Annotated in this window: 29 protein-coding genes and 1 tRNA gene; 16 read left to right on the top strand and 14 right to left on the bottom strand. The window is 66.2% G+C overall.

The features are described 5' to 3' along the window. Positions 1-149 precede the first annotated feature (149 nt). Complete coding sequence (locus tag BGO82_RS07705; protein WP_291304977.1) at positions 150-623, bottom strand: phage regulatory CII family protein; 474 nt, start codon at positions 621-623, stop codon at positions 150-152. A 175-nt stretch (positions 624-798) separates the two neighbouring features. Here BGO82_RS07705 and BGO82_RS07700 point away from each other — a divergent pair, with 175 nt between their 5' ends. After that, complete coding sequence (locus BGO82_RS07700) at positions 799-1,110, top strand: hypothetical protein (RefSeq protein WP_291304976.1); 312 nt, start codon at positions 799-801, stop codon at positions 1,108-1,110. An 8-nt stretch (positions 1,111-1,118) separates the two neighbouring features. On the opposite strand, the gene BGO82_RS07695 is transcribed toward BGO82_RS07700, so the two are convergent. Both BGO82_RS07695 and BGO82_RS07690 read right to left on the bottom strand, forming a co-directional pair. Further along, positions 1,119-1,310 carry a hypothetical protein gene (locus tag BGO82_RS07695; protein ID WP_291304975.1) on the bottom strand — a complete coding sequence of 64 codons (192 nt, stop codon included), beginning with the start codon at positions 1,308-1,310 and terminating at the stop codon, positions 1,119-1,121. Next, a complete protein-coding gene (locus tag BGO82_RS07690) occupies positions 1,307-1,513 on the bottom strand; it encodes a hypothetical protein (RefSeq protein ID WP_291304974.1) in 207 nt (68 codons plus the stop codon). Before BGO82_RS07690 ends, BGO82_RS07695 begins: the two co-directional genes overlap by 4 nt. 87 nt (positions 1,514-1,600) lie before the next feature. Between BGO82_RS07690 and BGO82_RS07685 the strand changes: the two genes are divergently transcribed. The 5 genes from BGO82_RS07685 (at position 1,601) to BGO82_RS07665 (ending at position 3,531) form a co-directional block, all read left to right on the top strand. Then, positions 1,601-2,233: an XRE family transcriptional regulator gene (locus BGO82_RS07685; RefSeq protein ID WP_291304973.1), complete on the top strand. Its 633-nt coding sequence runs from the start codon at positions 1,601-1,603 to the stop codon at positions 2,231-2,233. A gap of 70 nt (positions 2,234-2,303) precedes the next feature. Next, positions 2,304-2,828: a hypothetical protein gene (locus BGO82_RS07680; protein WP_291304972.1), complete on the top strand. Its 525-nt coding sequence runs from the start codon at positions 2,304-2,306 to the stop codon at positions 2,826-2,828. Then, complete coding sequence (locus tag BGO82_RS07675; RefSeq protein ID WP_291304971.1) at positions 2,829-3,200, top strand: hypothetical protein; 372 nt, start codon at positions 2,829-2,831, stop codon at positions 3,198-3,200. Beyond that, the gene (locus tag BGO82_RS07670; RefSeq protein WP_291304970.1) at positions 3,197-3,340 is read left to right on the top strand and encodes a hypothetical protein; all 144 of its coding nucleotides are present in this window, start codon (positions 3,197-3,199) and stop codon (positions 3,338-3,340) included. Before BGO82_RS07675 ends, BGO82_RS07670 begins: the two co-directional genes overlap by 4 nt. Then, entirely contained in the window at positions 3,337-3,531 is a 195-nt protein-coding gene (locus tag BGO82_RS07665) for a hypothetical protein (RefSeq protein ID WP_291304969.1), read from the top strand. The genes BGO82_RS07670 and BGO82_RS07665 overlap by 4 nt, the downstream gene beginning before the upstream one ends. 263 nt (positions 3,532-3,794) lie before the next feature. Here the strand turns inward: BGO82_RS07665 and BGO82_RS07660 are convergent, their stop codons facing one another. Next, the gene (locus BGO82_RS07660) at positions 3,795-4,052 is read right to left on the bottom strand and encodes a YdeI/OmpD-associated family protein (protein ID WP_291304968.1); all 258 of its coding nucleotides are present in this window, start codon (positions 4,050-4,052) and stop codon (positions 3,795-3,797) included. 163 nt (positions 4,053-4,215) lie between these two features. Between BGO82_RS07660 and BGO82_RS07655 the strand changes: the two genes are divergently transcribed. Both BGO82_RS07655 and cydB read left to right on the top strand, forming a co-directional pair. Further along, positions 4,216-5,619, top strand: a complete 1,404-nt coding sequence (locus tag BGO82_RS07655; protein WP_291304967.1) for a cytochrome ubiquinol oxidase subunit I — start codon at positions 4,216-4,218, stop codon at positions 5,617-5,619. Next, a complete protein-coding gene (cydB, locus tag BGO82_RS07650) occupies positions 5,612-6,613 on the top strand; it encodes a cytochrome d ubiquinol oxidase subunit II (protein WP_291304966.1) in 1,002 nt (333 codons plus the stop codon). The genes BGO82_RS07655 and cydB overlap by 8 nt, the downstream gene beginning before the upstream one ends. A 114-nt stretch (positions 6,614-6,727) precedes the next feature. On the opposite strand, the gene cysN is transcribed toward cydB, so the two are convergent. Both cysN and cysD read right to left on the bottom strand, forming a co-directional pair. Next, the gene (gene cysN / locus BGO82_RS07645; RefSeq protein WP_291304965.1) at positions 6,728-8,641 is read right to left on the bottom strand and encodes a sulfate adenylyltransferase subunit CysN; all 1,914 of its coding nucleotides are present in this window, start codon (positions 8,639-8,641) and stop codon (positions 6,728-6,730) included. Then, a complete protein-coding gene (cysD, locus tag BGO82_RS07640; RefSeq protein ID WP_291304964.1) occupies positions 8,641-9,552 on the bottom strand; it encodes a sulfate adenylyltransferase subunit CysD in 912 nt (303 codons plus the stop codon). The genes cysN and cysD overlap by 1 nt, the downstream gene beginning before the upstream one ends. A 166-nt stretch (positions 9,553-9,718) precedes the next feature. Between cysD and BGO82_RS07635 the strand changes: the two genes are divergently transcribed. The 3 genes from BGO82_RS07635 to BGO82_RS07625 are packed head-to-tail and all read left to right on the top strand — an operon-like array spanning position 9,719 to position 12,937. Further along, complete coding sequence (locus tag BGO82_RS07635; protein WP_291304963.1) at positions 9,719-10,768, top strand: cysteine synthase A; 1,050 nt, start codon at positions 9,719-9,721, stop codon at positions 10,766-10,768. After that, positions 10,768-12,216, top strand: coding sequence for a cardiolipin synthase (gene cls, locus BGO82_RS07630; RefSeq protein WP_291304962.1), 1,449 nt, complete (start codon positions 10,768-10,770; stop codon positions 12,214-12,216). Before BGO82_RS07635 ends, cls begins: the two co-directional genes overlap by 1 nt. A 7-nt stretch (positions 12,217-12,223) precedes the next feature. Next, positions 12,224-12,937, top strand: coding sequence for an alanyl-tRNA editing protein (locus tag BGO82_RS07625; RefSeq protein WP_291304961.1), 714 nt, complete (start codon positions 12,224-12,226; stop codon positions 12,935-12,937). A 1-nt stretch (position 12,938) separates the two neighbouring features. On the opposite strand, the gene BGO82_RS07620 is transcribed toward BGO82_RS07625, so the two are convergent. From BGO82_RS07620 to BGO82_RS07595, 6 genes are all read right to left on the bottom strand, one after another. Next, positions 12,939-14,003 (bottom strand): transporter substrate-binding domain-containing protein, encoded by a 1,065-nt coding sequence (locus BGO82_RS07620; protein ID WP_291304960.1) that lies wholly within the window; start codon positions 14,001-14,003, stop codon positions 12,939-12,941. Between the two features lie 130 nt (positions 14,004-14,133). Further along, positions 14,134-14,928 (bottom strand): amino acid ABC transporter ATP-binding protein, encoded by a 795-nt coding sequence (locus BGO82_RS07615; protein WP_291304959.1) that lies wholly within the window; start codon positions 14,926-14,928, stop codon positions 14,134-14,136. A gap of 11 nt (positions 14,929-14,939) precedes the next feature. Next, on the bottom strand, positions 14,940-16,082 hold the full coding sequence (locus BGO82_RS07610; protein WP_291304958.1) for an amino acid ABC transporter permease: 1,143 nt from the start codon (positions 16,080-16,082) through the stop codon (positions 14,940-14,942). A gap of 8 nt (positions 16,083-16,090) precedes the next feature. Further along, positions 16,091-17,275 (bottom strand): amino acid ABC transporter permease, encoded by a 1,185-nt coding sequence (locus tag BGO82_RS07605; RefSeq protein ID WP_291304957.1) that lies wholly within the window; start codon positions 17,273-17,275, stop codon positions 16,091-16,093. An 89-nt stretch (positions 17,276-17,364) separates the two neighbouring features. After that, positions 17,365-18,384 (bottom strand): amino acid ABC transporter substrate-binding protein, encoded by a 1,020-nt coding sequence (locus tag BGO82_RS07600; RefSeq protein ID WP_291304956.1) that lies wholly within the window; start codon positions 18,382-18,384, stop codon positions 17,365-17,367. 230 nt (positions 18,385-18,614) lie between these two features. Beyond that, positions 18,615-19,631 (bottom strand): amino acid ABC transporter substrate-binding protein, encoded by a 1,017-nt coding sequence (locus tag BGO82_RS07595; protein WP_291304955.1) that lies wholly within the window; start codon positions 19,629-19,631, stop codon positions 18,615-18,617. Between the two features lie 69 nt (positions 19,632-19,700). On the opposite strand from BGO82_RS07595, the gene metC reads away from it, so the two are divergent. Beyond that, entirely contained in the window at positions 19,701-20,876 is a 1,176-nt protein-coding gene (metC, locus tag BGO82_RS07590; RefSeq protein WP_291304954.1) for a cystathionine beta-lyase, read from the top strand. Here the strand turns inward: metC and BGO82_RS07585 are convergent. Next, entirely contained in the window at positions 20,830-21,603 is a 774-nt protein-coding gene (locus BGO82_RS07585; RefSeq protein WP_291304953.1) for a phosphatase PAP2 family protein, read from the bottom strand. The two genes, metC and BGO82_RS07585, sit on opposite strands and share 47 nt — an antisense overlap. Before the next feature lie 89 nt (positions 21,604-21,692). On the opposite strand from BGO82_RS07585, the gene BGO82_RS07580 reads away from it, so the two are divergent. The 4 genes from BGO82_RS07580 (at position 21,693) to BGO82_RS07565 (ending at position 23,177) form a co-directional block, all read left to right on the top strand. Beyond that, positions 21,693-21,769, top strand: a tRNA-Pro gene (locus tag BGO82_RS07580). Between the two features lie 16 nt (positions 21,770-21,785). After that, positions 21,786-22,094 (top strand): ETC complex I subunit, encoded by a 309-nt coding sequence (locus BGO82_RS07575; protein ID WP_291304952.1) that lies wholly within the window; start codon positions 21,786-21,788, stop codon positions 22,092-22,094. Positions 22,095-22,119: 25 nt separating this feature from the next. After that, positions 22,120-22,959, top strand: a complete 840-nt coding sequence (locus BGO82_RS07570) for a TraB/GumN family protein (RefSeq protein WP_291304951.1) — start codon at positions 22,120-22,122, stop codon at positions 22,957-22,959. A 32-nt stretch (positions 22,960-22,991) separates the two neighbouring features. Beyond that, the gene (locus BGO82_RS07565; RefSeq protein WP_291304950.1) at positions 22,992-23,177 is read left to right on the top strand and encodes a hypothetical protein; all 186 of its coding nucleotides are present in this window, start codon (positions 22,992-22,994) and stop codon (positions 23,175-23,177) included. 78 nt (positions 23,178-23,255) lie between these two features. Here the strand turns inward: BGO82_RS07565 and BGO82_RS07560 are convergent, their stop codons facing one another. Beyond that, complete coding sequence (locus tag BGO82_RS07560) at positions 23,256-24,407, bottom strand: Gfo/Idh/MocA family oxidoreductase (RefSeq protein WP_291304949.1); 1,152 nt, start codon at positions 24,405-24,407, stop codon at positions 23,256-23,258.

The raw sequence follows: 24,407 nt of genomic DNA, 5'->3' as shown, positions 1-24,407 counted from the left end.
CCGTTTGAAGCCACCGACCCGGTTGAGGTGCACCCAGATTGCGGCCCAGTAACCGAACATTTGGAATTTGTAGCGAGCGAGCGCATCCCAAGCCTTGCGTTCGGCCTCATCCATTTCCTCGCGGACAGCGCGCCGGGTCAGGTCGGGCGTCATTCGTGCACCGCCGCCTTGATCGCCTCGGCCAGCGCGGCCAGTTCGATCATCAGGTCGCGAATGTCCTTGAGCAGCTGCTGCTTTTCGGCGGGCGTGATGCGACCGTCGCGCTTGGCCGACATGATCGCGGCCACCATGTCGGCATAGTCCTTGGCCGTGCGGATGGTGTGTTCGTCGATCGCATCGCTCGCCCGACCCTCGGGCAGCGGCACCAGCAGGCAGCCGCAGAGGTCGGCCACGGTGCGCAGCAACTGCGTATCGCCGCTCGCCTGCACCAGGTCGACGACAACGTCGATCGGCATGAAGCTTTCGGCCGCCGTCTTGTTGCAGTAGTCCGAGATCGCCTGCTGCTCGACCCGCGTTGCCGCGGCCGCCAGCTTCTGCACCCCGAACGCCTCGCGCACGAAGCTCGCGGTAGAGGCCTTCAGCGCCGCATAGATCTCGGCCCCCAGCCGGCGCGTGCTAGCCATGGCGTAACTCTCCCGAATTTACGCAGTGACGGCCGCAATTCGGCCATGCGAGAACGTCCCCGACGACGGATAAGGGACGCCGCGCGAGCCATGGGAGGTCTCCACACTCGCGCGGCGCTCCGCCTCGGCGCGCCGCAGGAAGAGGACGTGCGCCGGTTCGGAAAGGGGAACAGGAATGGCTGAGGATCGGCCGAGCGTCGAAACGCTCTATGTCGGCCAGGCAATGGCGAACGACGTGCTGTTCAAGCTGCTGCTCAGCGTCAGCACCAATCTGGTGCATACCTCGCCCGAGGAGCGCGAAGCCGAAAGCGCCGACCTGGTGCGGCGCACGCTGAGCGACTACGCCGCGGCGGCCGTGTTCGACGATGCCGTCGCCGGCCTCGAGCCGGGAACCTACGACCGGGACGCCGCGCACCAGATGGCGCTTGACGCGCTCGACGAGGCGCTGACCACCATCCGCACGCGCGTGCTGGGAATGCGGGAATGAGCGCCCCATCACGCTCTCCCCAGCCAGTCGCGCCACGAGACCCACAGGCCCTTGCGGCGGTCGAAGTATTCTGCCGTGCCGGTGGCGCGGCTGATCCGCCGCGGCGCCAGCTCCAGGCGCAGCACCCGCTCGGCCGGCGTGTCGTCGATCGACCGGGCGGCGCGGCGCAGCAGGTCCGCAATTTTGCGGCGCGCGCTCATGGCTCCACCGCCTGGTCCAGCACGAAATCATTGGGCGTCACTTGCCCGTCGGTGATTTCGTAGATGCGACGCTGCTGCTCGACCCGCGGAACGCGCTCGCCGCGTGACCACTTGAGCACGGCCGAAGCCGAGCAATCCTCGATCTTGATTGCCATGTCCTCGGGGGAGAGATTGTGTTGCGACATGTAGAGCGCGAGCTTCATGAGCCCATCTTGTTACCCAATTTGGGTAACATTGCAACCCCATATTGGGGAACGACGCAGCCCAGCGATCACGGCACGATACCCAGCATGGGTAATCGCCTCAGAGCTCTGCGGGATGGACGTGGTTGGACGCTTGATCAAGCGGCCGACGCCATGGGGATGTCGCGATCCGGCTACATCAAGCTCGAGCGCGGCGAGCGAAAACTTACCGACGTTCACATCGACAAGGCGACGCAGATATATGGTGTCCAGCCTTCAGACGTTTTGCCCGAACATACTGTTGAGATTATTGGCCTAGCGGGCGCGGGACCTGACGGGTCCGTGTTGTTCGCGTTGGGCGACCAGAATTTTGGCGAGGTGCCGGCTCCGGCCGGGGCCAGTGAGAACGCCAAAGCGCTAGAGGTTAAAGGGACTTCAATGTACGGCTTGGCAAACGACGGATGGCTTTTGTTCTATGATGAGCGCACCGAACCTCGGGATGAGCACTTGGGCGAACCATGCGTCTGTTGGCTCCCGGACGGCCGGGTCCTGGTGAAGGTCCCTCAGCGCGGCCGAAGTCGGGGCCTCTTTGACCTCGAAAGCACCAATGCACCGACAATGCACGATGTGGCGGTCGATCTGATGGCCCTGATTACGGACATTAAGCCGAGAAGGGCCGCACAGAAATTCATTCGGCGAAATCCCGATGCGGCGGTCAAAGATGTAGCCGTCGGACGTTAGTTACCCAATTTGGGGTTGTGCGATTACCCAATTTGGGTAACAATGGTTTCCTCTCATGGAGGAACCCAGGATGCTCGACACACTCTCCTCTTCCGTCTCGGCTTCACAGACACCCGCCTGGCTGGCGCTCGATATCCCGCACCGCATGGCGCTCGTCATCGAGCGGCGCCGGCACCTGCTCGATGGCACCGTCACAGAGCGTGATTTCGAGGCCGAGCCCGAAACCTGCGACCTGACCGCCGAGGACCTGCACCGCAACATCGGCCGCGCCACCCAGCTCGTCGAAGCACCGGCGGAACTCTCCGTCGCCTATAACCGCGCCCAGCGCCTGACGGCCGCACGCGCCCTCGTCCTCGGCCTGATGCCGCTGGTCGGCGACGTGCACTCGGCACTCCGCCGCCAGGACTTCGGCAACGCCGAGATAGCCGACCTTTGGCCCGACCTGGTGCCGGCCGTCGCCGAGGACTTCACCGTCCGCTGTGGCCAGCCGGTCGAGCGCCGCGCGTCCCGGCAGGCCGGCGAGGTGTTCGGCGTGCCCGAGGCGCCCGGCCTGCCCGATTGGGCCCGCGACCAGCTCGCCCGGAACGCCGAGTAAATGCGCCCCGGCAGGCTCCTCTGGTCGCTGCGGCACGCCATCGCCCACAGCGGCCTCGACCGCGACGATCGCCGGCAGGCCGGCATCGATCGCGATGCGGTCGACGCGATCCAGGCGGCGGCGGTCGATGCTGCCCCGTGGGAACGTCGGGCCGCGCTCGGCGCGCTCTGCGCCATCTACGGGTTCGACGCCCCGCACGAGGTGTTCAACGCCCTGCGCGATATCGTCATCAGCGCCGAGTATTCGCGCACGCCCGAGGTGGCCATCCAGGCCACGCGCGACGCCTACGCCGAGGCCTGCCGGCTGTTCGGCGAACCGATGCCGCCCGAGGGCGACGATGGCGGCCACCGGCCGCGGCGGGCCGCAGCATGATGGTCCGCCGCACCATCCGCGCGCCGCGGCGCCACGGGGAAAACCGCTGGCTGCTCGTGCTCGCCGGCCTCTGGACGCTGGCGGGCCTCGCCGGCGTGATCGCCATCATGCTCGGCCGCGCCCGGGGGTTGTCCCTGTGAGGCACCGTCCCGACATTCCGACCACGGCCGAGTTCGAAAAGAGCCTCACCGCCTGCGCCACGCTGATCCAGCGTGGCTATACCCAGCTGATCCCGTACTACGAGCTGGTCGAGAAGATGCTCGCCGAGAGCCGCGTCCGCGACGCCGCCATGGCCCGCGTCAAAGCTCACTTGCGCAACAAGGCCGCCTGAGCGGCCACCCTCCCCGTCACGCTTTGCGGTCGCACCTCTTCGGACGGGGCGCCGGCCAAACCATGGCTCCGATCGCCGAAAAACTGGCGCACATTCTGGAGCACCTTTGAGCCGATACCGCCTTCGCAGCGCGACAAAACCCCAAGGAAACTCGGGCTCCCGGAGGGGCCAACCCGTGGCTCATACTCCTACTCGCGGAGCCACTTTCCCTCAGACCGGATCGGCCAGCCGACGCAACCGCGTCGGACGAGGTTGGTGCGCCCTCAGCGCTCGCCGTGCCATGTCATGTGCATGTAGATGCCGCCGCGCTCGAGTTCGTCCAGCATCTGCGCCAGCCGCCTGGCCCGCGTCGCCGGCAGCTTGGCGCGCGTGATCCAGCCGACATAGTCGTTCTGCTGGTACGGCGGACGGCGGCGGTAGGCTTCCATCACGCCGCGCGTCGACAGCGCCTGCCGGATGTCGTCAGGCATCGCGTGGATGTCGCGCGTCAGGCGGCTGCGGTCGCTCTCGTCGCTGCTCATGTCGTCCTCAATCAGAACAAACAACGAACATTTTGGCGCGTCAAGCTGCCGCGCGCCGTGGTGACGCGCGGCGGAACTGCGTATCGGAACCACAGCACGATTCAACTATTCACGAGAGCATAGGTGAGCGAGGATCAGCGTTCACCCGAACGGAGGCAGCGTCATGTCGTTTGGCCAGACCGCGGAGCTTCTCGCCCGCATCCAGTTCGCGTTCACCATCTCGTTCCACTTCATCTTTCCGGCCTTCTCCATCGGCCTGGCGAGCTACCTCGCGGTGCTGAACGCGCTGTGGCTGTGGAAGCGCGACACGGCCTACCTCAAGCTGTTCGACTACTGGAAGACGGTGTTCGCCATCGTCTTCGGCATGGGCGTCGTCTCCGGCATCGTCATCAGCTACCAGTTCGGCACCAACTGGGCCCGCTTCGCCGACAAGGCCGGGCCGGTGATCGGCCCGCTGATGGGCTACGAAGTGCTGACGGCATTCTTCCTCGAAGCGGGCTTCCTCGGCATCGCGCTGTTCGGCCGCAAGCGCGTCGGCGACGGCCTGCACATGCTGGCCGTGGCAATGGTGGCCATCGGCACGCTGATCTCGGCCACCTGGATCATCTCGGCCAACAGCTGGATGCAGACGCCCGCCGGCTACGCCACCAATGCCGCCGGCCAGTTCGTGCCGGTCGACTGGTGGGCGATCATCTTCAACCCGTCCTTCCCCTACCGGCTCGTGCACACGGTGCTCGCCGCCTTCCTCACCACCGCCTTCGCCGTGGGCGCGGTGGGCGCCTACCACCTGCTGCGCGACAGCTCCAACCGGCAGGCCCGGGTGATGTTCTCGATGGCGATGTGGATGGCCGCGCTGGTGACGCCGGTGCAGATCATCGCCGGCGACCAGCACGGGCTCAACACGCTGGAGTACCAGCCGCAAAAGATCGCCGCCATCGAGGGCCACTACGACACCACGCCGACGACGCCGCTGATCCTCGTCGGCATCCCCGACGACAAGGCCGAAGAGACCAAATTCGCCATCGAGATCCCGCTGCTGGGCGGCCTCATCCTGGCGCACAACCCGAATGCCTCGATCAAGGGGCTCAAGGACTTCCCGCCCGACCAGCGGCCGCCCGCCCTCATCCCGTTCTGGACCTTCCGCATCATGGTCGGGCTGGGCGTGCTGATGCTGATCACCGGCCTCTGGTCGCTGTGGGCGCGTTACAGAAAGACGCTCTACACCAGCACCTGGCTGCATCGCGCCGCCATCGCCATGGGCCCGTCGGGCTTCGTCGCCGTGCTCGCCGGCTGGTACACCACCGAGGTCGGGCGGCAGCCCTATACCGTCTATGGCCTGCTGCGCACCGCCGACAGCCTGTCCAACGTCGACGCCGAGGCGGTGGGCGCCTCGCTGGTGGCGTTCATCGTGGTATACTTCGTCGTCTTCGGCGCCGGCGTGTTCTACATCCTGCGCACCGTCAGCAAGACGCCCGAGGGCGAGCAGGAGGAGCTGACCGACGGGCCGACACGCGCCGCCGGCATCACCCCGGCGCAGCAGATCGCGGAAGGCGCCAGCCATGGTTGATCTCAGCTTCATCTGGGCCGGACTGATCGCCTTCGCCGTGCTCGCCTATGTGGTGCTCGACGGCTTCGATCTCGGCGTCGGCGTGCTGTTCCTGTTCTTCGAGGACCAGCACGAGCGCAACCTCATGACCAATTCGGTGGCCCCCGTGTGGGACGGCAACGAGACCTGGCTGGTGCTCGGCGGCGGCGGATTGATGGCGGTGTTCCCGCTCGCCTACGCCACGGTGCTGCCGGCGCTCTATGCCCCCATCATCCTGATGCTGCTCGCCTTGATCTTCCGCGGCGTCGCCTTCGAGTTCCGCTTCCGCACCAGGCGCTGGCGGCCGGTGTGGGACTGGGGCTTCGCGCTGGGCTCGATCGTCGCCGCCTTCACCCAGGGCATTGCGCTCGGGGCGCTGGTGCAGGGCATCAAGGTCGCCGACCGCCACTATGCCGGCGGCTGGTGGGACTGGCTGACGCCGTTCTCGCTGCTGACCGGCGTCGCCGTGGTGGTGGGCTATGGCCTCCTCGGCGCCACCTGGCTCAACCTCAAGACCAGCGGGCCGCTGCAGGCCAAGGCGAAGCGCTTCGCCATCTACGCCGGCGTCGGCACGCTGGTGCTGATCGGCGCGGTGAGCCTGTGGACGCCGTTCCTCGACCCGATCTACTTCACCCGCTGGTTCCAGTGGCCCACGGCGTATTTCTCCGCCATCGTGCCGTTGCTGCTGGCCGTCTGCGCCTTCGGCTTGTGGCAGGGGCTGACCGCCGACAAGCACCTGCAGCCGTTCCTCAGCGCGCTCGGGCTGTTCGTCATCAGCTTCATCGGCATTGGGATATCGTTCTACCCATACATCGTGCCGGGCGCCCTCACCATCAAGGAAGCGGCGGCGCCGGATGCCTCGCTCGGCTTCCTGCTGGTCGGCGCAGCGGTGCTGGTGCCGATCATCCTGATCTACACCGGCTATGCGTATTGGGTGTTCCGCGGCAAGGTCGATCCGAACGAGGGGTACCATTGATGGCGCCCCTCGCCTCGCGGCTGATGTGGTTCGTCGGCCTGTGGTTCGCCGGCGTGCTGGCCGTGGCCGTGGTCGGCTATGCCATCAAGCTGATGCTGGGGCACTAGTGCGGCGTCAGATCGAGTAGCTCGGCCCCCAGCCGAACACCCGCTCGAACAGGTCCTCGGCCATCTTCTGCGGCGTTTCGGTGGCGCCGTGCAGCACGATCTCGGCATGCTCGGGCGGCTCGAACGGGCTGTCGATGCCGGTGAAATTCTTGATCTCGCCGCGCCGGGCCCGGGCGTAGAGGCCCTTGGGATCGCGCGCCTCGCAGACGGCGAGCGGCGTATCGACATAGACCTCGGTGAAGCTCACATCGCCGGCGATCTCGCGCGCCAGCCGCCGCTCGTTGCGGAACGGCGAGATAAACGAGACCAGCACGATCAGCCCCGCATCGGCCATCAGCCGCGCCACCTCGGCGACGCGGCGGATGTTTTCGACGCGCGCTTCCTCGGTGAAGCCGAGGTCCTTGTTGAGGCCGTGCCGCACATTGTCGCCATCGAGGATGTAGGCGTGCTTGCCCTCGGCCGCGAGCTTCTTTTCGACGAGGTTGGCGACGGTGGATTTGCCCGAGCCGGAAAGCCCGGTGAACCAGACGATCGCCGGCTCCTGCCCCTTCATCTCGGCGCGCACCTTGCGGTTCACGTCGAAACTCTGCCAGCTCAGATTCTGCGCCCGCCGCAGGCCGAAATCGATCACCCCGGCGCCGAGCGTCGCATTGGAGATGCGGTCGATCAGGATGAAGCCGCCGGTGAGGCCGTTGCTCGCGTAGGAGTCGAAGGCGATCGGCTTGTCGGTGGCGATGGTCAGCGTGCCGACCTCGTTGAGCTCCAGCGTCTTGGCGGCGCTGTGCTCCAGCGTGTTGACGTTGGTGCGGAACTTGAGGTCGGTGATCGCCGCCGGCACCTGCTGCGTGCCGAGCTTCAACAGATACGAGCGGCCGGGAATGGCCGGCTCCTCGTTCATCCAGATCATCCGCGCCTGGAACTGGTTGGAGAATTCCGGCGTCTGCCCGGGATGCGCCAGCATGTCGCCGCGCGACACGTCGATCTCGCGATCGAGGACGAGGGTCACGGCCTCGCCGGCCACCGCCTGCTGCAGATCGCCATCCATGGTGACGATGCGCGTGACCTTCGCCGGCTTGCGCGACGCCGCCACCAGCACGTCGTCGCCGACCGCCACGACGCCGGAGGCGACGGTGCCGGCAAAGCCACGGAAATCGAGGTTCGGCCGGTTCACCCATTGCACCGGAAAGCGCAGCGGCTTGCCGGCCCGGTCGGACGCCACCTCGATGGCTTCGAGATAGGGCACGAGCTGCGGCCCGCAATACCACGGCATCGCCGCGGACGGCCCGAGAATGTTGTCGCCCCTGAGCGCCGACACCGGGATCGCCACCAGCGTCTCGAAGCCGAGATCCCGGGCGAAGGCGCGGTAGTCCGCCTCGATGGCGTTGAAGACATCGGCGTCGTAGCCGACGAGGTCGATCTTGTTGACCGCGAGGACGACGTGCTTCACCCCGATCAGGCTGAGGATGAAGCTGTGCCGGCGGGTCTGCGTCAGCACGCCCTTGCGCGCGTCGATCAGCACCACCGCGAGGTCGGAGTTCGACGCCCCCGTCGCCATGTTGCGCGTATATTGCTCGTGGCCCGGCGTATCGGCGACGATGAACTTGCGCTTGTCGGTCGAAAAGAACCGGTAGGCGACGTCGATGGTGATGCCCTGCTCGCGCTCGGCGACCAGACCGTCGACCAGCAGCGAGAAGTCGATGCCTTCATCGCCCACCTGGCGGTTGCGGCTTTCCTTGCGCAGGCTTGCCAGCTGGTCGTCGAGGATGAGCTGGCTGTCGTAGAGCAGCCGGCCGATCAGCGTCGACTTGCCGTCGTCGACCGACCCGCAGGTCATGAAGCGGAGCAGGCTCTTGCCCGTCTGCTGCGCGAGCCAGCGGTCGAGGTCGGTATCGGCGGACCGGAAGGGCGCGGGGGCGTTCATCAGAAATACCCCTCCTGCTTCTTCTTTTCCATCGAGCCGGCGCTGTCGCTGTCGATCAGCCGGCCCTCGCGCTCGGAGGTGCGCGAGGCCTGCATCTCCATGATGATGGAGGGCAGGTCGGCCGCCGTGGAGCGGATGCCGCCGGTCAGCGGGTAGCAGCCGAGCGTGCGGAAGCGCACCATCTCCTCGTGCGCCGTCTCGCCCGGCTCGAAGCGGAAGCGCTCGTCGTCGACCATGATCAGCGTGCCGCTGCGCTCGACCACCGGCCGCCGGCGCGCGAAATACAGCGACGGAATCTCGATCTGCTCGGCGTAGATGTAGGTCCAGACGTCGAGCTCGGTCCAGTTGGAGATGGGAAAGACGCGCATGCTCTCGCCCGGCGCGAGGCGGGTGTTGAAGATGCGCCAGAGCTCGGGGCGCTGGTTCTTGGGGTCCCAGGCATGCTGGGCGTTGCGGTGCGAGAAGATGCGCTCCTTGGCGCGCGACTTCTCCTCGTCGCGGCGGGCGCCGCCGATCGCCGCGTCGTAGCGGCCGGCATTGAGCGCCTGCCGCAGCGCCTGCGTCTTCATGATGTCGGTATGGCGCGCCGAGCCATGGTCGAACGGGTTGATGCCGGCGGCGAGGCCCTCGGGATTGGTGTGCACGATCAAGTCGAGATCGTGCTCGCGCGCCATGCGGTCGCGGAAGGCGATCATCTCCCGGAACTTCCAGGTCGTATCGATGTGGAGCACCGGGAACGGCACCCGCCCGGGAAAGAACGCCTTGCGCGCCAGGTGCAGCAGGACCGAGGAATCCTTGCCGATCGAATACATCATCACCGGCCGCTCGAAGCTCGCCGCCACCTCGCGCAGGATCTCGATGCTCTCGGATTCGAGGGCCTTGAGGTGGGTGAGCGGCTTGGCTTCGGTCATGGCCGCGGGAAATACGCTTTCGGCCCAAGGCGGGCAAGCAAGCAAAACGCGCCGCGGACGGCCAGACGGAATGTCGTTTCTACTGCCGGCGGCGAAAGCAGAAATCGTATGCCGACTGGGGCTTTATCGCTTGTTCCTGAGACGGAGCCTTTCTACAAGCCCTTGCATGAGCAAGTACCGCGACGTCCTTTCCGCCATCGGCAACACTCCGCTGATCCGCCTCAACCGCGTTTCCGACGAGACCGGCTGCGAGATCTGGGGCAAGGCTGAGTTCCTGAACCCAGGACAATCGGTGAAGGACCGGGCGGCGCTGTTCATCGTGCGCGACGCGCTGGACAAGGGCCTGCTGCGCGCCGGCGGCACCATCGTCGAGGGCACCGCCGGCAATACCGGGATCGGGCTGTCGCTGGTCGCCAACGCCATGGGCTTCAAGTCGGTGATCGTCATCCCCGACACGCAGAGCCAGGAAAAGAAGGACGCGCTGACGCTCTTCGGCGCCGAGCTGATCCAGGTGCCGGCCAAGCCCTACAAGAACCCCAACAATTACGTGAAGCTCAGCGGCCGGCTGGCGGACAAGCTCAACGCCGAGCTGCCCAATGGCGCCATCTGGGCCAACCAGTTCGACAATGTCGCCAACCGCCGCGCCCATATCGAGACCACCGGCCCCGAAATCTGGGAGCAGACGCAGGGCAAGATCGACGGCTTCATCTGCGCCGTCGGTTCAGGCGGCACGCTGGGCGGCGTGTCCATGGCGCTCAAGCAGCGGAACAAGGATGTACAGATCGGCCTCGCCGATCCCGAGGGCGCAGCGCTTTACAACCACTACGCCCATGGCGAGCTCAAATCGTCGGGCAGCTCGATCACCGAGGGCATCGGCCAGGGCCGCATCACCGCCAACCTCGAAGGCGTCGAGGTCGACCACGCCTACCAGATCCCCGACAGCGAAGCCCTGCCCTATCTGTTCGACCTGCTCGAGCACGAGGGCCTGTGCCTCGGCGGCTCGTCGGCCATCAACATCGCCGGCGCGGTGCGGCTGGCCAAGGAGCTCGGGCCCGGCAAGACCATCGTCACCGTGCTCTGCGACTACGGCAACCGCTACCAGAGCAAGCTGTTCAACCCCGCGTTCCTCAAGTCCAAGGGCCTGCCGGTTCCGCATTGGCTTGCGACCCCCGAAACAGTAGATTGGCGCGCCGTCGTTGAACCCGACCCCGCCTGATGCTGAGACTCGAGAGCTGGCTCGTTGAACTGCTCCCCTACCGGGGCATTCTGTACTGGCTCTTTGCAGCCAATTACGTCCTCGCCATCGGCTTCGTGATCAGCGAGATTTTCCGCTCGCGCACCTCGCAGGGCTCGATCGCCTGGATCATCACGCTGCTGATCCTGCCGTTCCCGATGACGCTGATCTACGCGGTGTTCGGCGTCAAATCGTTCGACGACTATGCGGCGGTGCAGACCCATTCCGGCCGCGTGCTGCGCCGGGTGCGCGCCAGCAAGCAGAAGATCCTCGACCAGCCCTCGGCCGAGGAATTTCCGGTGCTGACCAACGTCTCGCAACTGCCCTTCCTCAAGGGCAACGAGGTCGAGCTGCTGATCGACGGCGAGGCGACGTTCAAATCGATGTTCGAGGGCATCAGCCGCGCCACCGAGACGCTGCTGGTGCAGTTCTACATCATCCACGACGACGAGCTCGGCCGTGAATTCGCCGAGCGACTGCTCGAGCGCGCCCAGGCGGGCGTGCGCATCTACCTGCTCTACGACGATGTCGGCAGCTTCTGGCTGCCGCGCGCCTACAAGCAGCGGCTGCGCGACGCCGGCATCCGCGTCCACGGCTTCAACCACCGCCACCGCTTCCTGCGGCTGCTGGGCCCGACCCGCATCCAGTACCGCAACCACAGGAAGATCGTGATCGTCGACGGCAAGGAGGCCTGGATCGGCGGCCTCAATGTCGGCGACGAATATGTCGGCCGCTCCAAGGTCTTCGGCCACTGGCGCGATACCCATGTGCGCTTCAAGGGGCCGGCGGTGCTGGCCGCCGAGCTCAGCTTCCGCGAGGACTGGCAGTGGGCGACGGGCGAGGAGATCACCGGCCTGCCGACCAGCATCGAAACCGCGGGCGACCAGTCGATGCTGATCATGCCGACCGGGCCCGCCGACGAGCTCGAAAGCTGCGCCATCGCCTTCGACGACGTGATCGGCCAGAGCCAGAAGCGGCTGTGGATCGTCAGCCCCTATTTCGTGCCCGATTTGTCGATGGAGACGGCGCTGTTCGCGGCGCAGATGCGCGGCGTCGACGTACGCATCCTCATACCGGAAAAGCCCGACCACAAGATCGTCTGGCTGGCCAGCATCGCCTATGCCAACCGCATGGTGCATCACGGCATGGACATCTACCGCTATCCGAGCGGCTTCCTGCACCAGAAGGTGATCCTGGTGGACGACAAGATCGCCGGCGTCGGCACGGTGAATTTCGACAACCGCTCGTTCCGCATCAATTTCGAGATCACCATGTGGTTCACCGGCGAGCAGATGATCAAGGACGTCGAAAAGATGCTGCGCCGCGACTTCAGCGACGCCAACAAGGTGGACCGCGTCGTGCCCGGCTCGCAGGGTGTGGTCATGCGCTTCCTGGCCCAGGCGGCGCGGCTGTTGTCCCCAATCCTGTGAGGCCCCGATGACCGAATATCTGTTCCGCTCCCAAAGCTACCTGAAGACGCTGCCCGCCATCGTCACCGCGACCACGCCCGAAGGCGGCATCGTGCTCGACCGCACCATCTTTTACGCCGCGTCCGGCGGGCAGCCCAACGACAGCGGCCGCATGGTCGCCGCCGACGGGCGGGTGGTGCCGATCGTCAACGTGGTGCATCCGGAGGGCGACAAGTCGCGCATCGTCCACGTGCCCGCCGACGGCGCACCGGCGCTCGCCGCCGGCGACGCGGTGACCCTCGAGATCGACTGGGACCGCCGCTACCGGCTGATGCGGATGCACACCGCCCTGCACCTGCTGTCGGTGGTCTTCCCCTTCCCCGTCACCGGCGGCTCGGTGGGCGAGGACAAGGGCCGGCTCGATTTCGACATGCCCGAGGTGCCGGCCGATCTGCCGGCGCTGGAGGCAGCGCTCAACGCCATGGTCGCGGCGGCCCATCCGGTCAGCGACCAATGGATCACCGACGAGGAAATGGCCGCCAATCCCGGGCTGATCAAGACCATGAAGGTGAAGCCGCCGATGGGCCAGGGCCGGGTGCGGCTGGTGCGCATCGGCGATGTGGACCTGCAGCCCTGCGGCGGCACGCACGTCGCCAACACCTCCGAGATCGGTCCGCTCAAGCTCGGCAAGATCGAAAAGAAGGGCGCCCAGAACCGCAGGGTGGCGCTGCTCTTCGCCTAGATTAGAACCCCCCGACCCCGTCGGTATCGACATTGGGGGCGTAGATCAGCCCGCCATTGCTCCACAGCGCATTCTGCCCGCGCGCCACGCCCGCGCCGGTGCCCGGCCCGAAATTGCGGTCGAAGATTTCGCCGTAATTGCCTACCGCCGCAATGACATTGCGGATGAAGAAATTGTCGAGCCCGAGCGACGCGCCGAAATTGCCCTCCAGCCCGAGCAGCTTGCGGATGCGGTGCGTCTTGGCGGCGGTGAGCGATTGCGCGTTGAGCGAGGTGATCCCCGCCTCTTCGGCGTCGATCAGCGCGTAGGCGGTCCATTGCACGATCTTGAACCACTGGTCGTCGCCCTGCCGCACCACCGGGCCGAACACCGATTTGCTGATGCGCTCGGGCAGGATGCGCTGGCTGCCCGGATCGTCCATGTTGCGCCGGATGGCGTTGAGCCACGAGGCCGGCGCCGAGACCGCGTCGCAGAGCTGCTTGCGGTAGGCGACCGCCAGATCCTCGCGATCCTCGTACAGCACCTCGGTGTAGCTCGCCTGATTGACGAAGCCGAACTCGCGCAGATTGGCGAGCTGGTCGCTCTGGTCGAGAACGCAGACCCTGAGGTTGTCGAGCTGATAGGCCGAGACGATGTTGAGCGCCTGCGGCACCATGAAGGCCTGGCCGTCGTAGAAGATCGGCGCCACATAGCTCGCGCCGTACCGGGTGTCGCGGCGCATGGTCCAGTCGGCATCGCGGGCGACGACGTCCACCTCGCCGGTCTGCAGCTCGGCGAAGCGGGCATCGCCGGAGAGCGCGCGGAATTCGAGCTTGCTGGGATCGCCGAACACGGCGGCGGCCACGGCGCGGCAGAAATCGACGTCGAAGCCGGTCCACAGCCCCTGCGCATTGACCTGCGCGAACCCCGGCAACGGGTCGCTGCCGGCGCAGATCAGGTGCCCGCGCGCCCTTACCGCCGCCAGCGTCGGCCCATCCGCCGCCGGCGCCTGTGCCATCGCTGCGCTGCCCAGCAGGAGCAGGCCGAGAAGCGCCGATAGTGCCTGCCGCGCGACTGCCAAACCCACCGGCAATTGCTCCCTAAAGCGTTTCCAGGAAAAGTGGCTCCGGTTTTCTGGTCCGGAAACGCGACAATAGAAGCGCCTGCCGCATCTTCACCAGCGCGGCAGGTCGGTCAAGCGCAGCGGTGCCGCGGCCTCAGTGCAGGATCTGGCTGAGGAACAGCTTGGTGCGCTCGTGCCGGGGATGCAGGAAGAACTCCTCGGGATCGTTCTGCTCGATGATCTGGCCCTGGTCCATGAAGATCACGCGGTTGGCGACCTGCCGGGCAAAGCCCATCTCGTGCGTGACGCACAGCATGGTCATGCCGCTTTCGGCGAGACCGATCATCACCTCGAGCACTTCCTTGACCATTTCCGGGTCGAGCGCCGAGGTCGGCTCGTCGAACAGCATCACGTGCGGGTTCATGCACAGCGAGCGGGCGATGGCGACGCGTTGCTGCTGCCCGCCCGACAGCTGGCCGGGATATTTCTTGGCCTGCTCCGGAATCTTGACGCGCTCGAGATAGTGCATCGCCACCTCTTCCGCCTGCGCGCGCGGCATCTTGCGCACCCAGATCGGGCCGAGCGTGCAGTTCTCGAGGATCGTCAGATGCGGAAACAGGTTGAAGTGCTGGAACACCATGCCGACTTCCTTGCGGACGTCGTCGATCTTCTTGAGGTCGTTGGTGAGCTCGATGCCATCGACGATGATCTTGCCCTTCTGGTGCTCCTCCAGCGCGTTGATGCAGCGGATCATCGTCGACTTGCCCGACCCGGAGGGGCCGGCGATGACGATGCGCTCGCCCTTCATCACGCGCAGATTGATGTCCTTGAGCACGTGGAATTCGGCATACCATTTGTTAACGCCGATCAGGTCGACGGCGACCTCGTCGGAAACCTGCATCTTCGAGGTGTCGACCCGCTGGTCGGTGGCGGCTTCGGGCAGCGACATGGGCGTTCGTCCTATCGTTTGTAGCCGACACGCAGCCGGTCTTCGGTGAATTTGGAATAGCGGCTCATGCCGAAGCAGAAGATCCAGAACACGAGCGCCGCGAACAGCAGCCCCGACGCCGGCGTCGTCGAGGTTGCCCACACCGGATCGGTGAAGCTGTTGCGCACCGTGTAGAGCAGCTCGAAGATCGAGATGATGTAGACGAGGCTGGTGTCCTTGAAGAGGCCGATGAAGGTGTTGACGATGCCCGGGATCACGATGGTGATGGCCTGCGGCAGGATGATCAGCCGCATCATCGTCCAGTAGCCGAGGCCGAGCGACTTGGCCCCTTCGTACTGGCCCTTGGGGATCGCCTGCAGCCCGCCGCGGATGACTTCGGCCATGTAGGCCGCCGCGAACAGCGACAGCCCGAGCAGCGCGCGCACCAGCTTGTCGAAGTTCACGCCGGTGGGCAGGAACAGCGGCAGCAGGATGCCGGCCATGAACAGCACCGTGATCAGCGGCACGCCGCGGCAGACCTCGATGAAGAACACGCAGACCCACTGCACGATCGGCATCTTCGAGCGCCGGCCGAGGGCGAGGATGATGCCGAGCGGCAGCGACATCGCCATGCCGACATAGGACACCACCAGCGTCAGGAACAGGCCGCCCCACAGCGCCGTCTCGACCACCGGCAGGCCGAACATGCCGCCGACCAGCAGGCATCCCGACAGCACCGGAAAGATGATGAAGACGTAAAGCAGGTTCAGCCGCTTGAACGGCGCCGACGGAATGGCCATCGGAATGATGCCCGCCGCCAGTAGCACGAAGGTGACGTTGACGCGCCAGCGCTCGGGATCGGGATAGCGGCCATAGATGAACTGGCCGAAATTGGCCTTCACGAAGGCCCAGCACGCCCCGACCGTATTGGGCGCACAGGCCTCGCGATTGTCGCCGGTCCAGGTGGCGTTGAACAGCGACCATTGCAGCACCGGCACCACGATCGCCAGCGCGAGGATGGCCCCGATGATGCTGAGGATGGTGTCGCCGACGCTGCCGAACAGGTTCTTGCGCATCCACGGCCAGACGCCGCGCACCCGCATCGGCGGCGGTGAGGCCTGCACCATCTCCTGCCGGACGAAGAAGACGTCGGTCTGCGACTGCATGTCGGTCATCGCCGCTCCTATCGCTCGGTAAGCGCGATGCGCGCGTTGAACCAGTTCATCGCCAGCGAGATGATGATCGACAGCCCCAGATAAAAGGCCATCCATACGGCCACCACCTCGATCGACTGGCCGGTCGGGTTGAGCACGTTGTTGCCCACCGCGACCAGGTCGGCATAGCCCACCGCCACCGCGAGCGAGGTGTTCTTGGTGATGTTGAGGTATTCGCTGGCGAGTGGCGGAATGATCACGCGCAGCGCCTGCGGCAGCACCACCAGGCGCAGCACGAGCCCGTCGCGCAGCCCCAGCGCCCGCGCCGCCTCGGTCTGCCCCTGGCTCACCGCCATGATGCCGGAGCGCACGATCTCGGCGATGAACGAGGCCGTATAGACGCCGAGCGCCAGGAACAGCGAGGCGAATTCCGGCGTCACCGTCCAGCCGCCGACGATGTTGAAGCGCGTCTTGACCGGCAGCTCGAAGGTCAGCGGATCGCCGGTGGCGAGAAACACGCCGCCGGTCAGCACCACGACGATGCCGAGCCCGACCCAGCCGGACGGAAAGCCCTGGCCGGTCGCCATGCGCCGCGCATGCGCCCAGCGCCGCACGGCCCAGGCGATCACCAGCGACAGCACGAAGGCGATGATGACGATGTGGAAGTTCGGCCCCAGTACCGGCCGCGGCATGAAGATGCCGCGATTGGACAGCGAGAAATCCGGACCGATCTGGATGGCGTCGCGGATGTTGGGCAGCGTCGCGAGCACGCCCAGATACCAGAACAGGATGACGATCAGCGGCGGGATGTTGCGGAAGAACTCGACATAGACCGTCGCGATGGTGCGGATCAGCCAGTTCGACGACAGCCGCGCGATACCGACGACAAGGCCCAGCACGGTGGCGATGGCGATCGCGAGGATGGCCACGATGATCGTGTCGACCAGTCCGGCGAGCAGCATGTAGCCGTAGGTGCTCTCGGAATTGGTATTGAGGAACGTCGTCATGTCGAAGCCGGCGCGCTTCCCCAGGAAGTCGAAGCCGGACGCGATGCCGCGTTCGCGAAGATTGGTGACCGTGTTGTTGGCGAACCAGGCGATCGTGCCGACCACGGCGACGATCAGGATGATCTGGACCGCTATGCTGCGAACCGTTGGATTGTTGTACCAGCGATCGCGCGGACTGCTGATCCGCCCAGCATCGGCTACTGCCATTGTTTTCTACCCCCGATCGGTGGAACGCCCGCGCGGGGACGTTCGGACGATCGAGGCCGGACGCAAGGTCCGGCCTCGAAGGCGAAGGATCAGAGGATCGGCATGCCGTACTGGATGCCGCCGTTGTTCCACTGCGCGTTCACGCCGCGCTCGAGTCCGAGCGGGGTCTTGGGTCCGAGGTTGCGGTCATAGACCTCACCGTAGTTCCCCAGCGCCTTGACGATGTTGTAGGCCCACTTGGCGTCGAGGCCGATGGACTTGCCGAAATTGTTGTCGCCAACGCCGAGGAAGCGCTGCACGGCCGAGTCTTCCGACTTCAGCATGTCATCGACATTGGCCTGGGTGATGCCGAGATATTCGGCGTCGAGCAGCGCGTTGCTCACCCATTTGACGACCTGGAACCATTGCACGTCGTTGTTGCGCACCACCGGGCCGAGCGGCTCCTGCGAGATCACCTCGGGCAGGATGATGTGGTCGTCGGGGTTCTTCATCTGCAGGCGGTTGGCGGCCAGGCCCGAGCGGTCGGTCGTCAGCGCGTCGCAACGGCCCGCCTCATAGGCGGCGTTGACGTCGGCCAGCTTGTCGATCACCAGCGGCGTGTATTCGAGGCCCTTCTTCTTGAAATAGTCGGCCAGGCCGGTGACGGTGTCGGTGCCGCCCTGCACGCAGATCGTGGCGCCCTTGAGCTCGTCGACGTGGGCGACGCCCAGCGATTTGTGCACCATGAAGCCTTCGCCGTCGTAGTAGTTCACACCCGCGAAGGTGAAGCCCAGCGTCGTGTCGCGCGACATCGTCCAGGTGGTGTTGCGCACCAGCAGGTCGATTTCACCCGATTGCAGCGCCGGGAAGCGCTCGGTGCCGTCGAGCGGCGTGTACTTGACCTTGTCAGGATCGCCGAAGATGGCGGCGGCGACGGCGCGGCAATAGTCGACGTCGAAGCCGGTGTACTTGCCGCTGGCATCGGGATTGCCGAAGCCCGGCAGGCCGGTGTTCACGCCGCACTGGACGAAACCCTTGGCTTTGACGTCATCGAGCGTGCCGGCGTAGGCGGCCGATGCCCCCAATCCGAGCGTCGCGGCAATCGCGAAAGAGACGAGCAGTTTTTTCATTGAGTATGACCTTGTTTCCTGACCCTGTTTTGTCCCGAGAGAATAGTTGCAAGTCCCCCCGGCGGCACCTGCCGACCATTTGGTGACAAGGGTGCTGTTGTCATGGAAGCGGCAAGCGGCGAGCGCGTCAAGCCACGCTTCCGTCCTCTCGGCGCAAAATATCTGTATTAGGTCAGTATTGGTGTCTTTTTGAGCGTCGTGCCGACCTGCTTCGCCTCAATTATAGGCAATCAGCGGATCGGCGGCGCATACTGGATGCCGCCATCCTTCCAGATGGCGTTGAGGCCGGGCTGCAGCCCGAGCGGCGTATTGGGCCCGACATTGCGGTCGAACATCTCGCCGTAATTGCCGACGCCCTTGATCACCCGATAGGCCCAGTCCTTGGTGAGCCCGACGGGGGTGCCGAAATCGTCGTCGCTGACCCCGAGCAGCCGCTTGATCTCGGGGTTGTCGGAACCGACCATCTCGTCGATGTTCTTCTGCGTGACGCCCAGCTCATCGGCGTCGAGCAGCGCGTAATAGACCCAGCGCACCACCTTGAACCAGCCGTCGTCGCCCTTGGCGACCACCACCGCGAGCGGCTCCTTGGAGATCACCTCGGGCAGGATGATGTAGTCGGCCGGATCGGTGAATTTCGAACGGTCCGCGGCGAGACCCGACGAATCCGAGGTATAGGCCATGCACTTGCCGTCCTGGAACGCCTTTACGGTCTCGTCGTGGCCGGGGAAGCTCAGCGGCGTGTAGCTCAGCTTGTTGATGGCGAAATAGTCGGCGAGGTTGAGCTCGGTGGTGGTCCCGTCCTCGATGCAGATGGTCTGCTTGTCGAGGTCGTGCACCGTGGTCGCCCCGGAATCCTTTTTCACCATGAACGCCTGGCCGTCGTAGAACAGCGTGCCGACGAAGGTGACGCCGAGCTGCGTGTCGCGCTGCATGGTCCAGGTGCTGGTGCGGGCGAGCACGTCGATCTGTCCCGAGCTCAGGGCCTGCCAGCGGTCGGCGGAGGTCGTGGTGGTGAAGCGCACCGCCTTGGGGTCGTTGAACACGGCCGAGGCGATGGCGCGGCAGAAATCCACCTCGATCCCCACCCAGTCATTGTTGGCGCTGAGCTCGGAAAAGCCGGGAACCCCCTCGGTCACCCCGCATTGCAGAAAGCCCCGGGCTTTGACGTCGGCCAGGCGGTCGGCATAGGCGCTCGTGGCGCTCAGCGCGGCAAGAATGACGGCAAGGGCGGCGACGTGCTTGATCATTGGCGTTCCCGGTGCTCATTGCACGGAAACGGGTCTTGCGGGATACGTCAAGCCGCACAGGACAGTTAGATGAACGAAAAGCTCGCCAAGCCGGCCTCCCCCGAGACCATCCTCACTCATTCCGGACGTCATCCCTTCGAAAACCGCGGCTATGTGAACACGCCGGTCTATCGCGGCTCGACCATCGTGTTCCCGACGCTCGACGCGCTGGAGGACCCGGCGCCGCGCTTCGACTACGGACGCACCGGCAATCCGTCGGCCGACAGCGTCGAGACCCTGGTGAGCGAGCTCGAGGGCGCCAAAGGCACCGTGCTCGCGCCATCGGGCCTCTCCGCCATCTCGCTGGCGCTGATGAGCGTGCTCAACGCCGGCGACGAGGTGCTGATCACCGACAGCGCCTACCAGCCGACGCGCCGCGTCTCCGACGGCGTGCTGGCCCGGATGGGGGTCACCGTGCGCTATTACGATCCGCGGCTGGGCGCCGGCATCGCCGGCCTCTTCACCGAGCGCACCAGGGCGATCTTCGTCGAAAGTCCCGGCTCGCTGACGTTCGAAGTGCAGGACCTGCCGGCCATCGCCGCCGTGGCGCGGCCGCGAGGCATCGCCATCATCGTCGACAATTCCTGGGCGACGCCGCTCTACTACCGGCCGCTGGCGCTCGGCGCCGATATCGTCGTCCATGCCGGCACCAAGATGTTCGTCGGCCATTCCGACGCGATGTTCGGCACCGCTTCGGCCAACGAGGCCTGGTGGGGGGCGCTGCGCGACACGCATCTGCGGCTCGGCCTCTGCGCCTCGCCCGACGACTGCTTCCTCGCTGCGCGCGGGTTGCGCACGCTCGCGGTGCGCATGAAGGAGCATTCGACCCGCTCGAGGGAAATCGCCGGCTGGCTCGCCGAGCAGCCCGGCGTGACGAACAGCATCCACCCGGCCCTGCCCTCGCATCCGGACCACGCGATCTTCGCGCGCGACTTCTCGGGCGCCGGCAGTGTCTTTTCGGTCGTGCTGGAGCCGAAGCCGCGGGCCGCATTGGCGGCGATGGTCGACGGCTTCGAGCTGTTTTCGATGGGCTGGTCGTGGGGCGGCTATGAGAGCCTGTGCCTGCCCATCCATCCCGAAAAGGTGCGCACCGCGGTGCCCTGGACCGAGGCCGGAACGATGCTGCGGCTGCATATCGGGCTCGAAGCGCTCGACGACCTCAAGGCCGATCTGGCGGCTGGGCTGGCGCGCTACCGCGCCGCTTGAGCGCCAGATAGCGCTTCAGCGACGACATCGGCCGGGCGTGGATGCGGCCGTCCGGCCGCCGCACGAACATCCAGCCCTGCCGGGCGAACAGCCAGCGCGCGCAATAGGCGCCGAGCAGCCCGACGACGGCGCCGGCCAGCACGTCGCTCGGATAATGCACCCCGAGCGCCACCCTTGACACCCCGATGACGCCCGCCAGCGCCAGCGCCGGATAGAACCAGCGCTCGGAGAGGAAGCCGAGCACCGCGGCGAGTGCGAAGGCGGTGGTCGCATGGCCGGAGGGGAAGCTCTGGTAGGTCCAGTCCCAGAGGTTCGCGGCGCGGCCGAAGAGGCCAGTGTCGTCGAAATGCATCGGCCGGCCGCGGCCGATCAGCCGCTTGGCGATGGTGGTGAACAGGCTGGGCAGCCCCACGCCCACGAAAATGAAGGCATAAAGCCCGGCGAACTGCCACAGCAGGGTCCGCATCAGCCGCCAGCGCACGGCCAGCGCCAGCAAGGCCGTCACCACGAACAGGCCGGCGGCGGGGATCAGGATCCAGCCCGACTCGCCGTAGCGGGTGATCTGCCCCAGCGGCACCAGCACCGCTTCGGGCCAGCCCTGGGCAAACAGGGAAACCCGCCGGTCGACGGCAAAGCAGGCGGCGAGCAGCAGGACGATCGCGCCGACCGTGATCCACCAGCGCTTTTCGCCCACGCCCAGCGGCCAGGGTCTCGACAGGTCAGCCATGCGGGCATGGTCTAGAGGATTGCGGCCCGGCGTCAATCGGCCCGGCTTGCCCTTTTTCCTGCGCTCCGGTAACGGATCAAGGCGGAATTCGGGGTATAGCTCAGCCTGGTAGAGCACCGGTTTTGGGAACCGGGGGTCGAGTGTTCGAATCACTTTGCCCCGACCATCTTGAAGAGGACTCGATGACGACCGCTCGGATTTTCCGCCCCGCTCCCAACGCGATGCAGTCCGGCCGCGGCAAGTCGAAGGATTGGGTGCTGGACTACGGTCCGCAGAGCGCGCGCGGCATCGAGCCGCTGATGGGCTACACCTCGACCACCGACACCCAGACCCAGGTGCGGCTGAGCTTCGACACCCTCGAAGAGGCGGAAGCCTACGCGCGCGACAACGGCATCCCCTATGTGGTCCTGCCGCCGCACACGCCCACGCCGAAGCGGAACAGCTACTCCGACAATTTCCGTTTCGACCGCAAGACTCCCTGGACGCACTGACCTGCGGACGCTGCTGCCGCGCTGGATGCTCGCCGCGGCGTTCGCCGCCATGCCGGTCGCGGCGTCGGCGGCACCGGCCCTGTGGGAGGTCAGCGACGCCGACAGCAAGGTCTGGCTGTTCGGCTCGATCCACGTGCTGCCCAAGGACGTCACCTGGCGCACGCCGGAATTCGACGACGTGCTGGCCCATGCCGACGCGGTCTATTTCGAGGCCGATATCGGACCGCTCGGCCAGCTCGCTTTGGTGATCAGCAGCATCCGCATGGGCTTCGGCGCCAAGGCCGACTGGCTCGCGACGCTGTCGGCCGAGCAGAAGGCCAGGCTCGAGGCGGCCGCGGCGCCGCTCGGCCTCGGCATAACCCAGCTCGCCGGCTACCAGCCCTGGCTCGCCGAAGCGATGATCGAGGAAAAGCTCATCGAAAAGCTCGGCTACAGCCCGGCGCTGGGCGTCGACACGATCCTGCAGGGCGAACTGCCGAAGGAAAAGAAGGCGTATTTCGAGACCGTCGGCGCGCAGATGGCGCTGCTCGGCGCCGATCCGGTGGACCAGCAGGTCAGGCGGCTGCTGACCACGGTGGACACGATCGCCGACGTGCCCAAACAGATGGCGGACATGACCGCCGCCTGGGTCGCCGGCAACACCGACGCCCTCGGCAAGCAGATCGCGGACGACCCCACCATGGACGAAGGCTTCACCCAGGCGCTGGTCCTCGACCGCAACGCCAATTGGCTGAAGACCATCGAGGGCCTGCTTGCCGACAACCGCCAGGACCTGATCGTCGTCGGCGCCGGACACCTTGCCGGCGACGGCAGCGTCGTCGAGCTTTTGGGCAAGGCCGGCTTCACCGTGCAGCGGATTCAATGATAGGCGCGTTGAGCGCCGAAGGAGTCCGCCCCGTGTCCGTTGCCTCAGAACTCACCCGCCTCAAGCGCGACATCGACTCGCTCAACGAGGAGATCGCGGTCAACACCGGTCCGCGCGCCAGGGCACCGCTGTCGAGCGGCGAGCGCCGCACGCTGCGGGCCGAGCTGCAGGGGCTGATCCAGCGCCTCGACGAATTGAGCGGCAAGCTGGGAAGCTAGCGCGCCGCGCGGGCATTCGATCCCCAGGCTTTGCCTGCCGGCGGGCGCCGCACCGCGCCCGTCGACGGATGAAGCGTATCAGACGTCGCTGAGCTTGGTCCATTTGCCGTCGGCCTTGCTTGAGGCGATGGCGGCGGTGATGAATTCGACGCCTTCGACGCCGTCCGCCAGGCTCGGCAGCAGGCCGGCATAGGCCTTGCCCTCGCCGCGGATCACCGCCGCGAACTGGCTGTAGAGCGTGGCGAAGGCCTCGAGATAGCCCTCGGGGTGGCCGCCCGGAATGCGGATGTTCATCGAGGCGGCCGGCGGCTGGCTGATGGCGCCCCCGCGGGTCAGCAGCGTCTTGGGCTTTCCGAGCTCGCTGAACCACATATAGTTCGGGTTGTCCTGCCGCCATTCGAGGCTGGCCTTTTCGCCATAGACGCGCAGTTGCAGGCCGTTCTCGTTGCCCGGCGCCACCTGGCTCGCCCACAGCATGCCGCGCGCCCCGCCCTGCATGCGCAACAGGATGTGGACGTTGTCGTCGACCTTGCGGCCCTTGACGAAGCTCGTGAGGTCGGCGCTGACGGCGTCGGTCTTGAGCCCGGTGACGAAGCGCAGTAGATTGTAGGCGTGCGTGCCGATATCGCCGATGGCGCCGCCGGCGCCGGAGCGCTTCGGATCGGTCCGCCACGCCGCCTGCTTGTTGCCCGGGTCGGCCGGCGTCGACAGCCAGTCCTGCGGATATTCGGCCTGGATCACCCGGATCTTGCCGAGCGCCCCCGACTTCACCAGCTCGCGCGCCTGCCGCACCAGCGGATAGCCGGTGTAGTTGTGGGTGAGCAGGAATTTCGCGCCGTTCTTCGGCTTGATCGCCGCCAGCTTGCGCGCGTCGTCCAGCGTCGAGGTCAGCGGCTTGTCGCAGATGACGTGGATGCCGGCTTCGAGGAACGCCTTGGCCGGCCCGTAATGCACGTTGTTGGGGGTGACGATCGACACCGCCTCGATGCCGTCCGGCCGTGCGGCCTCCTTTTTCGCCATCTCCTCATACGAGGTGTAGATGCGATCGGGCGCGAGCCCGATGTTCTTGCCCGATTCCCGCGCCACGTCGGGGCGCGAGCTCAGCGCTCCCGCCACCAGCTCGTAGTCGCCGTCGAGGCGCGAGGCGATGCGGTGCACGTAGCCGATGAAGGCCCCCGTGCCGCCGCCCACCATGCCCAGCCTGATCTTGCGCGCGCCTGTTTCCGCCAT

Source organism: Devosia sp. 67-54, from assembly GCF_001899075.1.
In the GTDB taxonomy this organism is placed as follows: domain Bacteria; phylum Pseudomonadota; class Alphaproteobacteria; order Rhizobiales; family Devosiaceae; genus Devosia_A.
Note: the sequence above shows the minus strand (reverse complement) of the source record. Positions and strands in the feature narration are given on the sequence as shown.